This window comes from Mycobacterium sp. UNC410CL29Cvi84 (assembly GCF_000686745.1).
Taxonomy (GTDB): Bacteria; Actinomycetota; Actinomycetes; order Mycobacteriales; family Mycobacteriaceae; genus Mycobacterium; species Mycobacterium mucogenicum_B.
In genome coordinates, this window is record NZ_JMLM01000009.1 from 175,759 (window position 1) to 190,152 (window position 14,394).

Annotated in this window: 9 protein-coding genes; 4 read left to right on the plus strand and 5 right to left on the minus strand. The window is 67.7% G+C overall.

What is annotated here, in order from left to right; translation table 11 throughout:
- Window positions 1-285 precede the first annotated feature (285 nt).
- Together BR47_RS0114350 and BR47_RS0114355 are read left to right on the plus strand one after the other, a co-directional pair.
- Window positions 286-1,746 carry an ATP-binding protein gene (locus BR47_RS0114350; protein ID WP_029119939.1) on the plus strand — a complete coding sequence of 487 codons (1,461 nt, stop codon included), beginning with the start codon at window positions 286-288 and terminating at the stop codon, window positions 1,744-1,746.
- A complete protein-coding gene (locus tag BR47_RS0114355) occupies window positions 1,743-2,594 on the plus strand; it encodes a patatin-like phospholipase family protein (protein ID WP_029119940.1) in 852 nt (283 codons plus the stop codon). The genes BR47_RS0114350 and BR47_RS0114355 overlap by 4 nt, the downstream gene beginning before the upstream one ends.
- 30 nt (window positions 2,595-2,624) lie before the next feature.
- On the opposite strand, the gene BR47_RS0114360 is transcribed toward BR47_RS0114355, so the two are convergent.
- Window positions 2,625-3,374: a hypothetical protein gene (locus BR47_RS0114360; RefSeq protein ID WP_225433774.1), complete on the minus strand. Its 750-nt coding sequence runs from the start codon at window positions 3,372-3,374 to the stop codon at window positions 2,625-2,627.
- Window positions 3,375-3,410: 36 nt separating this feature from the next.
- Here BR47_RS0114360 and ilvA point away from each other — a divergent pair, with 36 nt between their 5' ends.
- The gene (gene ilvA / locus BR47_RS0114365) at window positions 3,411-4,694 is read left to right on the plus strand and encodes a threonine ammonia-lyase IlvA (RefSeq protein ID WP_029119942.1); all 1,284 of its coding nucleotides are present in this window, start codon (window positions 3,411-3,413) and stop codon (window positions 4,692-4,694) included.
- Here ilvA and treZ read toward each other — a convergent pair.
- From treZ to sucT, 4 genes are read right to left on the minus strand one after another with little or no spacing between them, the layout of a single operon-like run.
- Window positions 4,691-6,409 carry a malto-oligosyltrehalose trehalohydrolase gene (treZ, locus tag BR47_RS0114370; RefSeq protein WP_029119943.1) on the minus strand — a complete coding sequence of 573 codons (1,719 nt, stop codon included), beginning with the start codon at window positions 6,407-6,409 and terminating at the stop codon, window positions 4,691-4,693. The genes ilvA and treZ overlap by 4 nt on opposite strands.
- Window positions 6,402-8,675, minus strand: a complete 2,274-nt coding sequence (gene treY, locus BR47_RS0114375; RefSeq protein WP_029119944.1) for a malto-oligosyltrehalose synthase — start codon at window positions 8,673-8,675, stop codon at window positions 6,402-6,404. The genes treZ and treY overlap by 8 nt, the downstream gene beginning before the upstream one ends.
- Entirely contained in the window at window positions 8,675-10,798 is a 2,124-nt protein-coding gene (gene glgX, locus BR47_RS0114380) for a glycogen debranching protein GlgX (protein WP_029119945.1), read from the minus strand. Before glgX ends, treY begins: the two co-directional genes overlap by 1 nt.
- A gap of 9 nt (window positions 10,799-10,807) precedes the next feature.
- A complete protein-coding gene (sucT, locus tag BR47_RS0114385) occupies window positions 10,808-12,961 on the minus strand; it encodes an acetyltransferase SucT (RefSeq protein WP_029119946.1) in 2,154 nt (717 codons plus the stop codon).
- A gap of 112 nt (window positions 12,962-13,073) precedes the next feature.
- On the opposite strand from sucT, the gene BR47_RS0114390 reads away from it, so the two are divergent.
- Window positions 13,074-14,366, plus strand: a complete 1,293-nt coding sequence (locus BR47_RS0114390; protein WP_029119947.1) for an adenosylmethionine--8-amino-7-oxononanoate transaminase — start codon at window positions 13,074-13,076, stop codon at window positions 14,364-14,366.
- Window positions 14,367-14,394: the final 28 nt, after the last annotated feature.

Below are 14,394 nucleotides of genomic sequence, written 5' to 3' on the forward strand. Positions count from 1 at the left end.
GAACGCCTCTCGGCGGTAGGCCGCTCGTGGCGGCGAAATTTGGGGCCCGGGGTTACTGCGGCCTGGCGCTGTTCACTCTAGCGGATGTTCGGGCGGGGTGAGCAATTCCGTGACCGGCGACACGGGGCGTCGACGCCAGCTGCCGGGCAGGGCTGCGGGACCGGATCGAGTGCGTGAATGACGCATCCGAGTCGTCTCGATTCCGGTGCGCGTCGTGTTGTGACCCGGACGCGGATTGATCCGAATGACCGCGGCTCATCGGCCGGGCGGGCTTAGTGTGTCGGCGTGACAGACGTCGGTGGTGACCGCCAGCAGTGCTTACCCGAGGAACTGAGGGAACTGTTCCTGTTCGAGTCGTTGACGGACGAGCAGCTGGCGCAGCTCTGTCACGCCGGTCACATCGAGGTGTTCGGCCCGGGGCCGGTCATCGCCGAAGGCGACCCCGTCACGCCGCTGCGGGTACTCATCGACGGCGAATTGGTGCTCTCCAAGCGTGCCGGCGGCCGGGAACTGGAGATCGATCGAACGTCGCAGCCCGGCGTCTACTTCGGTGCCCGGTCGGCGTTCAGCCCCGTCGGTCATGACCGGAACCGGTTCTCGGTGCGGGCCACCCGGCGGACGCGGTTCTTCGTCATGCCTGCCGACGAATTCGGTGCTTTCGTCAAGAGCCAGTTCCCGATGGCTGTGCACCTCATCGATGGACTGGCGGAGACCGCGGAGAAGCAGCACCGCGTCGCCGACGAACGGGACCGGATGCTGGCGCTCGGACAGCTCTCGGCCGGTTTGACGCACGAACTCAACAACCCGGTGGCGGCCGTCGTCCGCGCCGCGACCGACCTGCGCAGCCGGCTGGATGCTCTCCTCGCGCCACTGGTGGACAGCGAATTCGACAGCGCGGCCCTGACTTTCCTGGGTCGGGCGCAAACTGACGTGGTCGCGAAGGTGGCCGCTACGTCGGGGCGGCCGCTGTCGGCGATGCAGGCGAGCGACCTGGAGGATGAGGTCGGGGACTGGTTGTCCAACCGGGGGATAGCGGATGCTTGGGACATTGCGCCGACGTTCGTCGAGGCCGGCCTGGACTGTGAATGGCTCGAACAGCTGGTGCCGGGTGACCGGCAGCCGGACTGGTTGCCGCGGGCCGTGACATGGTTGCGGCACCGGGTCGAGGCCGAACTGCTGACCCATCAGGTTCATGATGCCGCACAACGGATTTCGGGCCTGGTCACCGACGTCAAGCAGTACACCCAGCTGAACAGCGCGCCGTTCCAGTTCGCGGACGTCGACGCACTTCTGACCAGTACCCTGCGGATGTTCGCCGGCCGGATCGGCGCGGGTACGCCGGTCGAAGTGATCACGGACTTCGGCCCGTCGATACCTGAATTGCTTTGCCATCCCGCCGAACTCAATCAGGTATGGACGCACATCATCGAGAACGCCATCGGCGCCATGCGGCCGGCCGGCTCAGGGAGACTGACGGTGCGCAGCCGGTTCGAGGACGATGCGGTCCGTGTAGAGATCAGCGACACCGGCGGCGGAATTCCGGCCGACATCCGCGGGCGCATTTTCGACCCGTTCTTCACCACGAAACCGCTCGGTGAAGGTACCGGCCTGGGCCTGCACCTGGCCCGGCAGATCGTTGTCGACCGGCACGGCGGGGAGCTGTTCGTGGCCTCACAACCGGGCGACACCACGTTCGTCGTGCGGCTTCCGCTACAACCCGCGGCGGAGGACGGAGAAAGACCATGACCACGGCGTTCGTGCTGTCCGGCGGCGGCAGCCTGGGGTCCATCCAGGTGGGCATGCTGCTGGGTCTGGCCGAGGCCGGCATCAAGCCGGATCTGATCGTCGGCACCTCTGTCGGTGCCCTCAACGGCGGCTGGATCGCGGGGCGGTCCGACCACGACGGGGCCCTGGCGCTGGCCGATCTGTGGCGGACCCTGTCGCGCCGCAAAGTGTTCCCGACCAGCCCGAGTATGGGACTGCTCGGGTTTCTGGGGCGCCGGCCGCATCTGGTTTCCGATATCGGCATCCGCACGCTGCTGCGCCAGAATCTGCGGTTCCGGCGGCTGCAGGACGCGCCCACGCCACTGCACGTGGTGGCCACCGACGTGCTCTCCGGGCAGGACGTCCTCCTGTCGTCGGGCGACGCCGTCGATGCGATCGTCGCCAGCGCCGCCATCCCCGCGGTCCTGCCGCCGGTGCGGATCGGCGGACGCGATCTGGTCGACGGCGGCGTGGTGAACAACACACCGCTGTCCTATGCGGTGGAACTGGGCGCGACCGAGGTGTGGGTGCTGCCGACGGGCTATTCGTGCGCCATGCCGGAACCGCCGCGCGCTGCACTGGCCATGGCGATGCACGCGTTCACGCTGGCGATCAACCGGCGGCTGGCGACGGACGTCGAGCGGTTCGAGGGAGCGGTCGAACTGCATGTGGTGCCGCCGTTGTGTCCGGTGCGGGTGTCGCCGATCGACTTCTCCCGTTCGGGCGAGCTCATCGAACGGTCGCTCGAGTCGACGCGGCGGTGGCTGCCGACCACCCGACCCGAGGTGGGGCAGGCCGAACTGCTGGAACCCCATCGCGACTGCGGCTGAGTCCGCCGTGCTCCGCGCGTCTGCGGGGGCCTACTTGAGCACGTTGACGGCGCGCGCCACCACCAGCGCGGTGGTCGACACTGCGACCATCGACTGCACGGTCATCATCGTCTTGGCCCAGCGCGACAGGGGCATGGTGTCGGTGGGCGAGAACGCGACCACATTGGTGTAGCTGGTGTACAGGTAGTCGACGAAAGTCGGGCGCCAATTGGGTTTGGCGTTCTGCGGGTCGCTCATCTGCGGGAACTGGAAATCCGGGTACGGGTTGTCGCCGGCCCGCCGCGCAAATGGGCCGCCACGGTCCAGCTCCCAGTACCAGATGCCGAACACGATGATGTTGGTGATGAAAATCGCTGCGCCGCTGCCCAATAGGACGCCCGCGTCGTTGCTCACCTTGCCGGACAGGATGTTCAGGTCGAGGATGATCGCTGATGCCGTGTTGTCGAGCGTGATCGCCGCGGTCAGCACGATCATGGTCCAGCGGCCGACGGTGGTCTGGCGGGACAGCCGCACCGGATTGATGATCATCAGGACGGCCACCAGCAGCAGCTCCAGAGTGATCAACGGCCACCGGGGTATTTCCGGGACGGTGTACTGCACAGGGATCGCGCGCTGCAACGTCACCGCCGCCAGGATCGCGAAGATCACCGGCAGCCGGTTCTCCGGATCACCCGGGCGGAGCCACGACGGCACATGGTGTTCGGCGTTGCTGGTCAGACGGTGTGTCCGCTCGACGAATGTCCTGACCGCCGGCGGCAAGGGTTCTGGAGTGGGGTCCATGCGCTCAGTTTTGCACCGAGATGACACCATTAGATGGTGTCTGCCGAGCTGAGCCAGGGAACCCACAGGACGTCGCCGCTTGCCGCGGCCGACATCGATGCGGCTGCCCGGCGAATTTCCTCGGTGGTCACCCGCACCCCGCTGCAGTACAGCGACCGGCTGTCGGCGCTGACCGGCGCCCAGGTGTACCTCAAGCGTGAGGACCTGCAGGCGGTGCGCTCGTACAAGCTGCGCGGTGCCTACAACCTGCTGATGCAGCTCTCCGACGAGGAGAAGGCCGCCGGTGTGGTGTGCTCGTCGGCGGGCAACCACGCCCAGGGTTTCGCGCTGGCCTGTCGCTCGATGGGTGTGCACGGCCGCGTCTATGTCCCGGCCAAGACCCCCAAGCAGAAGCGGGACCGCATCCGCTACCACGGTGGCGACTTCATCGAGCTGATCGTCGGCGGCGCCACCTACGACCTGGCCGCCGAGGCCGCGCTCGAGGATGTCGCCCGGACGGGCGCCACGCTGGTCCCGCCGTATGACGACCTGCGCACCATGGCCGGGCAGGGCACCATCGCCGTCGAGATCCTCGAGCAGCTGGACGGCGAACCCGACCTGGTGATCGTGCCGGTGGGTGGCGGCGGCTGCATCAGCGGCATCACCACCTACCTGACCGCGCACACCAAGGCGACCGCCGTGCTCGGCGCCGAGCCCGCAGGTGCGGCGTCGATGATCTCGGCGCTCGCCAAGGGCGAGCCGGTCACGCTGGAGCACGTCGACCAGTTCGTCGACGGCGCTGCGGTGGCCCGGGCCGGGGAGCTGACCTACGCGGCGCTCGCCGCGGCAGGCGACATGGTCTCGGTGACGACCGTCGACGAGGGCGCGGTGTGCACCGCAATGCTCGACCTGTACCAGAACGAGGGCATCATCGCCGAGCCCGCGGGCGCGCTGTCCGTGGCGGCGTTGATGGAGAACGGTGTCGAGCCCGGCTCGACGGTCGTGTGCCTGATCTCCGGTGGCAATAACGATGTCTCGCGCTACGGCGAGGTGCTCGAGCGGTCACTGGTGCATCTGGGTCTCAAGCACTACTTCCTGGTGGACTTCCCGCAGGAGCCCGGCGCGCTGCGGCGATTCCTCGACGAGGTGCTCGGACCCAACGACGACATCACCCTGTTCGAATACGTCAAGCGCAACAACCGGGAGACCGGCGCCGCGCTCGTCGGCATCGAACTCGGCTCGGCCGCCAACTTCGACGGGTTGCTGGAGCGGATGCACAATTCGGGCATCCACGTGGAGCCGTTGGAGCCGGGGTCACCGGCTTACCGTTACCTGACCTAGGGGCGTCGACGGAGGATCGCGAAGCTGTGGCCGGGCAGTGTCGTGGCGTTTGTCCCGATCTGCGGCTCGGCTGAGCTCAGGACCGACTCGCCGGTGACGGGCACGACGGCGGGCTGCTCACCGAGGTTGCACGCGACGGCGAACGCCCCGCGATGCATGACGATCCAGCGGTCGGTCTCGTCGAACTCGACGCGCAGGTGGTCCAGCCAGGGGTCGGCGAAGTCGGGTTCGGTGCGCCGCAACGTGATCAGGTCGCGGTAGATCCGCAGCAGCCGGGCGTGCTCGCCCGTGCCGACCTTGTCCCAGTCGAGTTTGGAACGCTGAAACGTGGCGGGGTCCTGCGGATCGGGGATGTCGTCGGCGGCCCAGCCGTGGTCGGCGAACTCGGCCTTGCGGCCCTCGGCCGTCGCGCGTGCCAGCTCGGGCTCGGGATGTGAGCTGAAGAACTGGAACGGCGTCGACGCGCCCCACTCCTCGCCCATGAAAAGCATTGCCGTATAGGGCGATCCGAGGACCAGCGCGGCCTTGACCGCCAGCTGTCCGAAGTCGAGGTTCTGCGACGGGCGGTCGCCGATCGCCCGGTTGCCGACCTGATCGTGCGTGCAGGTATAGGCCAGCAGCCGGGTGGCCGGAATGCTCGTGGTGTCCAGCGGCCGGCCGTGGCGCCGGCGCCGGAAAGACGAGTAGGTGCCGGCGTGGAAGAAGCCACGTGCGAGGGTGGTGGCGAGTGCCTGCATCGACCCGAAATCGGCGTAGTAGCCCTGCCGTTCGCCGGACACCGCGGTGTGGATGGCGTGGTGGATGTCGTCGTCCCACTGGGCGGCGAGGCCGTAGCCACCGCGGGCACGCGGAGTGATCAGCCGCGGGTCGTTGAGGTCGCTCTCGGCGATCAGGGACAACGGGCGGCCGAGTTCGGTTGCCAACGCATCGGTTTCGGTGGCCAGCTCTTCCAGCAGATGAACCGCCGTGGTGTCGACCAGTGCGTGCACCGCGTCCAGTCGCAGGCCGTCGATGCCGAAGTCCCGCATCCAGCGCAGGGCGCAGTCGATGATGTACCGGCGGACCGGATCGGAGTCGGCGGCGGCGATGTTGATCGCCTCACCCCACGGGGTCCGGCCCACCGTCAGGTACGGCCCGAACTTGGGCAGGTAATTCCCTGATGGGCCAAGGTGATTGAACACCGCGTCGAGTAGCACGCCCAGGCCCCGTTGGTGGCAGGCGTCGACGAAGTGCACGAGACCCGAAGGGCCGCCGTAGGGTTCGTGCACGGCGTACCACAGCACGCCGTCGTAGCCCCAGCCGTGGCTGCCGCTGAAGGCGTTGACCGGCATGAGTTCGACGAAGTCCACGCCGAGGTCGACGAGGTGGTCCAGCCGCTCGATTGCGGCGTCGAACGTGCCGGCCGCGGTGAACGTGCCGACGTGCAGTTCGTAGATCACCGCGCCGTCGATGGCCCGGCCTGGCCAGGGGGCCGGCGGTGCGGATGTCCACAGCTGCGAAAACCCGTGCACGCCATCGGGTTGCCGCGGCGAACGGGGGTCGGGCAGTGGTTCGGAGTCGTCAAGGACGAAGCCGTACCGGACGTCGGCCGGCACGTCGACGGTGACGCGCCACCACCCGTCGTCGGAGCGGGTCATCGGATACCGGATCCCGTCGGCGTCGAGTGCGACGTCGTTCGGTGTGGGCGCCCAGACCGAGAATTCGTGGTCAGCCATCGGCTTTCTCCAGAAGTACGCCGGGCAGTTCGGCGAACAGCGTGTTGGCGGCGACGGTGCCCGACCAGGTGCGGCCGGTCAGCCGGTCGGTCCAGTCGCCGGCTGGCAAAGCCAGAGTGGTTTCGGCGCAATCGGATTCGTTGAGCTTCAGCGTCCAGCGGGGGACGACCACCAGAACGTCGGTACCCCGCTGGAATGCGATCACGTGGTCAGCGGCGGGACCGTCGGCGGCGACGGGCGTGTAGTCGCCCGACAGGTACGTCGCCGGCCGCTCCCGGCGTGACCGCAACGCTGCCGCCACGACCCGAATCTTGGGGTGGTTCAAGGTATCGAGCTCACGCTGTCGGAGAGCGAAATCCACCGGACGGCGATTGTCGGGGTCCACCAGGCTGTCGTCGAACAGTTCGGTGCCCTGGTAGATGTCGGGGATACCCGGCACCGTCAGGGCGAGCAGTTTCTGCGCGACGGCATCGCAACGCGCGGCCTCGTCGAGCTGCCCGACAAACGTGGTGATCTCGGCCGCGATCGGGCCGTCGATCAGCGCATCGATCCAGTCGTGGACCGCATCTTCGAACTCCCGGTCCGGCTGCTCCCAGTCGGTGTGCAGCTCGGCTTCGCGAATCGCCTTCTCGGCATAGGAGTGCAGCCGCGCGCGGACGGCGTCGTCGACGTCGCCCGCGGTGGGCCAGACACCGATGATGTTCTGCCACAGGAACAATCCGGTGCCCTCGTCGGGTGGTACGCACACCGTGTTCCAGCGGCCGACGCGCTGCGCCCAGTGCTCGGCGCGCTGGGACAGCACCGTGATGCGGGCCCGCACATCCTCGCCGCGCTTGGTGTCGTGGGTGGACAGGGTCACCAAGGTGGCGGGCCAGTCGCGTGCGCGCGCCACGGCGCGCTGGTGAAACTCGGCCGTGCTCATGCCGAACCGTTCCGGTGTGCCACCGACCTCGTTCAACGACACCAGCCGCGCGTCTCGGTAGAAGAGGGTGTCCTCGATAGCCTTGGCCGTCGTCGCTCCGCACAACTGCTGCAACCGCGCCGCCGGTTCGGGCTGCTCGATGGCGGTGACGACCAGCTGCAGCGCCGATGCCAGTTCCGGTGCGGTGCTGAGGGTTTGGTTGATGGCTTCGGGCAGCGTCGCGGCCAGCACGGGGTAGTCGGTGCGATACACGCCGGCGTGGCTGAGCAGTTGGGCGACGGCGGCCGGGAGGGCGGGATCGTCGTCGCCGGCGGCCCGCGTGATCGCACGGCACAGCCGGGCCAACTCGCTGGCCAGGGTTTCGGTGGCGGCCTTGATCTTCAGTTCCCGGGCATCGCTATGGGTTTCGCGGGCCAGTTCCGTGAGCGCGGCGGCGCCGTCCGGGTCGACGAAGAGCCCGCCGATCTCCCGCAGCACGTCGTAGCCGGTGGTGCCCGCGATGGGGAGGCTGGGGTCCAGCGGCTCGTCGGCGGCCAGAATCTTCTCGGCGACGATCCAGGCGTCGTCTCCGGCCAGTTCCCGCAGCCGCACGAGATAGCCTGCGGGATCGGTCAACCCGTCGATGTGGTCGACCCGCAAACCGTCCACCAGCCCGTTACGGAACCAGCGCGCGATCTCGGCGTGGCTGGCGTCGAACACGTCGAGGTCCTCTTGGCGCACCGCCGCCAGTGAGGTGATGGAGAAGAACCGCCGGTAGCCACAGGAACCGGACTGCCAGCCCGTCAGCCGGTACGCCTGCCGGGCATAGACCTCTGCGGCCGTGCCGGCGCCGGTGCCGGGCCGGATCGGCCAGGTCCGGTCACCCAGCCGCAGCACGTCACCGTCGACGGCGAGATCATCGACGTCGGAGTCGGAACCCAGCACCGGCAACACGATTCGGCCGTCGGGGTCCAGATCCCAGTCGATGTCGAAGAAGTGGGCGAAGCGTGATGCCCGACCGTGCGTCAGGACGTCCCACCACCACGGATTCTGTTCGGGTTGTTCGACGCCGACGTGGTTCGGCACGATGTCGACGACGAGCCCCATGCCGCGCGCCCGCGCGGCGGCGGACAGCCGGGAAAAGCCCTCCGGCCCACCGAGCTCCGCCGAGACGGCCGTCGGGTCGGTGACGTCGTAGCCGTGCGTCGACCCGGTCACGGCCGTCAGCACCGGCGACAGGTACAGGTGCGAGACGCCGAGATCGTCGAGGTAGGGCAGCAGCGCCAACGCGTCGTCGAAAGTCATTCCGTCGCTGCGCATCTGCAGCCGGTACGTGGCGACTACGGGCGAGACCGGCACCGTCATCACGCCGTCTTACGTAGCACCAGCAGCGAGCGGGCCTGCAGTGAAATCGTCTCGCCGGCGGCGGCCACCAGTTCGGTGTGGCCGTGCGGGTCCGCGGTGTCCAGCGCCGCCGCCCAGCTCGCCCCGTAGTCCTCGCCGGGAATCACGAAATCGAGTGCCTCGTCGTGGGCGTTGAAGCACAGCAGGAACGAGTTGTCGGTGACGCGCTCACCGCGGGCGTTGGGTTCGGGTATCGCGTCGCCGTTGAGGAATACCGAGATGCTCTTGCCGAAGCCGGAATCCCAGTCCTCGAGCGTCATCTCTTCACCCGCGGGAGTCAGCCATGCGATGTCGCGGACCTGCCCGGTGCTGCGTACCGGTTGCCCGGCCAGGAACCGCCGGCGCCGGAAGACGGGATGCTTGCGCCGGAATGCCACCACGGTGCGGGTGAATTCCAGCAGTGCCGCGTTGGTCTCGCACATGGTCCAGTCCATCCACGACAGTGTGTTGTCCTGGCAGTAGACGTTGTTGTTGCCCTGCTGGGTGCGCCCGATCTCGTCACCGTGACTGATCATCGGTGTGCCCTGCGACAGCATCAGCGTCGCGAAGATGTTGCGGCGCTGCCGTTCGCGGAGCTCGAGGATCTCCGGGTCGTCGGTCGGGCCTTCGACGCCGCAGTTCCACGACCGGTTGTGGCTCTCGCCGTCGCGGTTGTCCTCGCCGTTGGCCTCGTTGTGCTTCTCGTTATAGGACACCAGGTCGGTCAGTGTGAAGCCGTCGTGGCAGGTGACGAAGTTGATGCTCGCGCTCGGTCGCCGGCCGGTCGCCTCGTACAGGTCCGAGGAACCGGTCAGTCGCGAGGCGAACTCGCCCAGGGTCGCGGGCTCGCCCCGCCAGTAGTCGCGCACAGTGTCGCGGTATTTCCCGTTCCACTCGGTCCACAAACCTGGGAAGTTGCCGACCTGGTAGCCGCCCTCGCCGACATCCCACGGTTCGGCGATCAGTTTCACCTGGCTGATCACCGGATCCTGTTGCACCAGATCGAAAAACGCCGAGAGCCGGTCCACGTCGTAGAACTCCCGGGCCAGCGTGGAGGCGAGGTCGAATCGGAAGCCGTCGACGTGCATCTCCAGTACCCAGTACCGCAGCGAATCCATGATCAGCTGCAGCGTGTGGGGATGACGGGCGTTGAGGCTGTTGCCGGTGCCGGTGAAGTCCTTGTAGAGCGACAGGTCGTCGTCATCGAGCCGGTAGTAGGCGGCGTTGTCGATGCCGCGGAAGTTCAGCGTCGGGCCGAGGTGGTTGCCTTCGGCGGTGTGGTTGTAGACCACGTCCAGGATGACTTCGATGCCGGCGTCGTGGAACGACTTCACCATGGTCTTGAACTCGGCGACCGCGCTGCCGGCGTGTTGATTCCCCGAGTACTGGTAGTGCGGCGCGAAGAAGCCGAACGTGTTGTAGCCCCAGTAGTTTCGCAGCCCGAGGTCCAGCAGCCGGTGGTCGTGCAGGAACTGGTGCACGGGCATCAGTTCGATGGCCGTTACGCCGAGCGACCGTAGGTGCTCGATGATCGCCGGGTGGGCGAGTCCGGCGTAGGTGCCGCGCAGTTCCTCGGGGATCGCCGGGTGCGTCTGCGTCATACCCTTGACGTGGGCCTCGTAGATCACCGTCTCGTGATACGGCGTCCGCAGCACACGGTCGTTGTCCCAGTTGAAGAATGGGTTGATGACCACACTGGTCATGGTGTGCCCCAACGAATCGACGCCGGGCGGCTCACCGGTGGCCGATGGCGCCGTCAAGTCATAGGAGTACAGCGCCTGGCTGAAGTCGAAGTCGCCGTGGAACGACTTGCCGTAGGGATCGAGCAGCAGCTTGCTCGGATCGCAGCGGTGTCCATTGGCCGGGTCCCACGGTCCGTACACGCGAAATCCGTACCGCTGCCCGGGCGTGACCGTCGGCAGATAGCAGTGCCACACGTAGCTGTCGACCTCGTCGAGGTTGACGCGTTCTTCGCTGCCGTCCTTGGCGATCAGGCACAGCTCGACGCGCTCGGCGACTTCGGAGAACACTGAAAAATTGGTGCCGGAACCGTCGTAGGTCGCACCGAGGGGATAGGCGCTACCCGGCCAGACGCCAACAACCATGAAGGCAGCTCACCACCAGCCGGTGGCAGCCCCGACCTGGCGGCCGAGTTCGCCGGTCATGGTGCGCATGTAGGTGGCGGACAGGTGATGAGAGTCGTGGTATAGCAACACATTTCCCTCCACAGCGCGGCAGATGTCGGGGCGGCACACCGCGTCACTCATGTCGAGCGGTTTCAACAGTGGGAACTGCGCGACGAAATCGAGGGTCGGGTTGTGGTCGGACAGTACCTCGGAGCGGGCGATGCCGCAGGACGTCGAATTGCCGCCGCTGGCAAGGCAGTCGGCCGGGAAGAACGGCTTACCGTCCCGGACCAGCCACGGAGTGTCGCGCATCGCCAGAATCGGGATGTTCGCATCCGACAGGCGCTGCCAGATACCGATGTACGTGCCGGGCATCACGTCACCGGACTTGATGTTCCAGGGCCGCGTGGAGGTGGTGAAGACGAAGCTCGGGTGGTCGGCCACCAGCTTCGGCATGACCAGCTCGTTCCACTCGTAACACTTCGGGTACGGCCGGTTGTCGCCCATCACCAGCGGGTTCTGCTCGGTCGACAGTGGACAGCCCATCTTCAGATAGGTCACGACCTTGAAGTGATAGCGCTTGCCGAGCAGGTCCAGTGCGGTGATCCAGTGCTCGGCGTGCGAGCCGCCGGCCAGCGCGATGGTGCGGGGCGCCTGCGCGTCACCGTAGGTGCAGTTTCGGATCGACAGGTCGTCGAAGTCGGCGATACAGCTGTCAGCCGTCGTCGCGGGCACGTCGTCGTGCGCCTCGAGCACCGTCGGGCGGAACGGCAGCTTCGGCACCCGGGCGTGGTGCAGCAGGGCACGGGCGCCCGGATAGTCGACCGCAGACAGGGTGGCGAGTTCCTTGCCGTTGGCGCGGGCGGTGTTCATGTGCTCGCGCCACGTGAATGCGGTGGCGGTGAGCGTCACGCCCATCACGGCGACGAGTGTCCCCAGTACCGCCGTGGGCCGCCGCAGCCCGGCGAATCCGGCCGAACCCGTCGTCGCCGGCCGGCGCAGCGGGTTCTCCACATAGCGGGTGGTGAGCCAGGCCAGTACTCCGGAGACGAGCAGCACGACGGTGCCGTCGACGAAATGGGCCCGGCTGTGGCCGCTGTAGGCCAGCCAGAAGATCAGGAGCGGCCAGTGCCAGAGATACAACGAGTACGCCATGGTGCCGAGCGACAGGAACGGGCCGGTGGCCAGGAGCCGGTTCGGCGCCGGCAGCCGCTCGGTGTGATTTGCGGCACTGAGGATGAAAAGCATGGTCGCGCCGACCGGAACCAGCGCCCACGGCCCCGGAAATTCCCGCACGCCGTCGATCAGGGCGCCGCACGACAGGATGGCCGCCAGCGCGACCACCGACACCACGTTGCGCAGCCACATCGGCCACCGGACGGACGGCACCAGCGCGCCGACGAGAGCGCCGAGCAGCAGCTCCCAGGCGCGGGCGAAGCTGTCGTAGTACGCGCTCACCTGGTCGGCCTGGTGCGCGAAGATCGCGTAGACGAACGACGCGACGGTCAGGACGCTGAGCAGCGCGATGAACGCCGGCCGGAGCCGGTCGCCGAGCCGGCGCCGGAACAGGTACGCGAAGCCGAAGATCAGCGCCAGGAACGCGACATAGAACTGGCCCTGCACCGACATCGACCAGAGGTGCTGCAGGGGGCTGACGGATTCGCCGGCCCGCAGGTAGTTCGACGCGGTCTCGGCGAGTTCCCAGTTCTGGTAGTAGCCGAGGCTGGCCAGGCTCTGGTCGGCGAACGTCTCCCAGCGGGTCTGAGGCTGGATCACGATGGTCAGCACGGCGCCCGCGGCGAGCACGACGATCAGCGCCGGCAGCAGGCGACGGACCAGGCGGCGCAGCTGCGGACCGGGGGACAGCGGCGCGTTCGGCGTCAGCGCGATCCGCAGGAGTTTGCCGCCGAAGAAGAAGCCGGACAGCGCGAGGAAGACGTCGACGCCGCCGGAGACGCGGCCGAACCACACGTGAAAGGCCGCGACCATCGCGATGGCGATGCCGCGCAGGCCGTCCAGGTCGTGGCGGTAGAACGCGCTCGGCGCATTGCCCGCCGCGGCGTCCGCACCGCTGTCGGAGACGCGCTCGGCGTTGCCCGACCCGGGCTGCGACGCCGGCCGCGGTGCTGCAAGAGTCGTCATGGTCGAATGTCAATCTACCCAAGATCCAGGCCACGTTCATGTAACGGCGAGTCGCCCGCGTGCTGAGCACGCCCGTTTCGACGTGCTCGGCGGGCGATTAGGCTCGGTCCTCGTGCCAGCGCTGAACCCTGCCGAAATCTCGGCGATCGACACCGCCCACATCTGGCATCCGTACAGCACCATCGGCGCCGAGGCTTTGCCGGCGGTGGTTGCCACCGAGGCGCATGGCATCATGCTGACCCTCATCCACGAGGGCCGGCCGGTGCAGGTCATCGACGCGATGAGCTCGTGGTGGACGGCGGTGCACGGGCACGGACATCCGGTGCTCGATGCCGCGATCACCCGGCAACTGAGCAGGATGAACCACGTCATGTTCGGCGGCCTCACGCATGAGCCCGCGGCACGGCTGGCGCAGCTGCTCGTCGAGATCACCCCGGCCGGACTGGACACGGTGTTCTTCTCGGACTCCGGTTCGGTCTCCGTCGAGGTCGCCGCGAAGATGGCGCTGCAGTACCAGCGCAGCCTCGGCCGTCCCGGCCGGCACAAGCTGATGACGTGGCGCGGCGGCTACCACGGCGACACCTTCACCCCGATGAGCGTCTGCGACCCGGACGGTGGCATGCACTCGATCTGGACCGATGTGCTGATGCCCCAGATCTTCGCGCCGCGCGTGCCCGCGGAATTCGACCCGGCCTATGTCGAGGCCTTCGAGGCCCAGCTGGCCGCGCATGTGGACGAGCTCGCTGCCGTCATCGTCGAGCCCGTGGTCCAGGGCGCCGGCGGCATGCGGTTCCACGACCAGCGGTACCTGACGGCACTGCGCGACATCTGCGACCGGCACGACGTGCTGCTGATCTTCGACGAGATCGCGACCGGTTTCGGGCGGACGGGCGAGCTGTTCGCCGCCGACCATGCCGGCGTCAGCCCCGACATCATGTGCGTCGGCAAGGCGCTGACGGGTGGCTATGTGACGCTGGCGGCAACGCTGTGCACCGCCGAGATAGCGCGGGTGATCAGCTCGGGCGAGCCGGGCGCGCTCATGCACGGGCCGACGTTCATGGCCAACGCGCTGGCGTGCGCGGTGTCGGTGGCGGCCGTCGAGCTGCTGTTGAGCGAGGACTGGAAGACACGAGTGGCGACCATCGCGGACGGGCTGCGGCGCGGTCTGGCACCGGCCGCCGACCTGCCGTCGGTCGCCGACGTGCGCGTGCTGGGCGCCATCGGCGTCGTCGAGATGTGCGAGCCCGTGAACATGGCGCTGGCCACGGTCACCGCGATCGAGCACGGTGTGTGGCTGCGGCCCTTCGGCAAGCTGCTGTACGTGATGCCGCCCTTCATCTGCACGCCCGACGAGATCGACCAGATCACCTCTGCTGTGGTCGCCGTTGCCCGTGCGTTAACCTGAACACCGTTCAATTGCACTGGAGTCAGGA

Excerpts from the sequence above, each read along its gene's own strand:
- BR47_RS0114355 (WP_029119940.1), top strand. The coding sequence starts at position 1,743 with ATGACCACGGCGTTCGTGCTGTCCGGCGGCGGCAGCCTGGGGTCCATC.
- BR47_RS0114360 (WP_225433774.1), bottom strand. The coding sequence starts at position 3,374 with ATGGACCCCACTCCAGAACCCTTGCCGCCGGCGGTCAGGACATTCGTC.
- treZ (WP_029119943.1), bottom strand. The coding sequence starts at position 6,409 with ATGGCTGACCACGAATTCTCGGTCTGGGCGCCCACACCGAACGACGTC.
- treY (WP_029119944.1), bottom strand. The coding sequence starts at position 8,675 with ATGACGGTGCCGGTCTCGCCCGTAGTCGCCACGTACCGGCTGCAGATG.
- glgX (WP_029119945.1), bottom strand. The coding sequence starts at position 10,798 with ATGGTTGTTGGCGTCTGGCCGGGTAGCGCCTATCCCCTCGGTGCGACC.
- sucT (WP_029119946.1), bottom strand. The coding sequence starts at position 12,961 with ATGACGACTCTTGCAGCACCGCGGCCGGCGTCGCAGCCCGGGTCGGGC.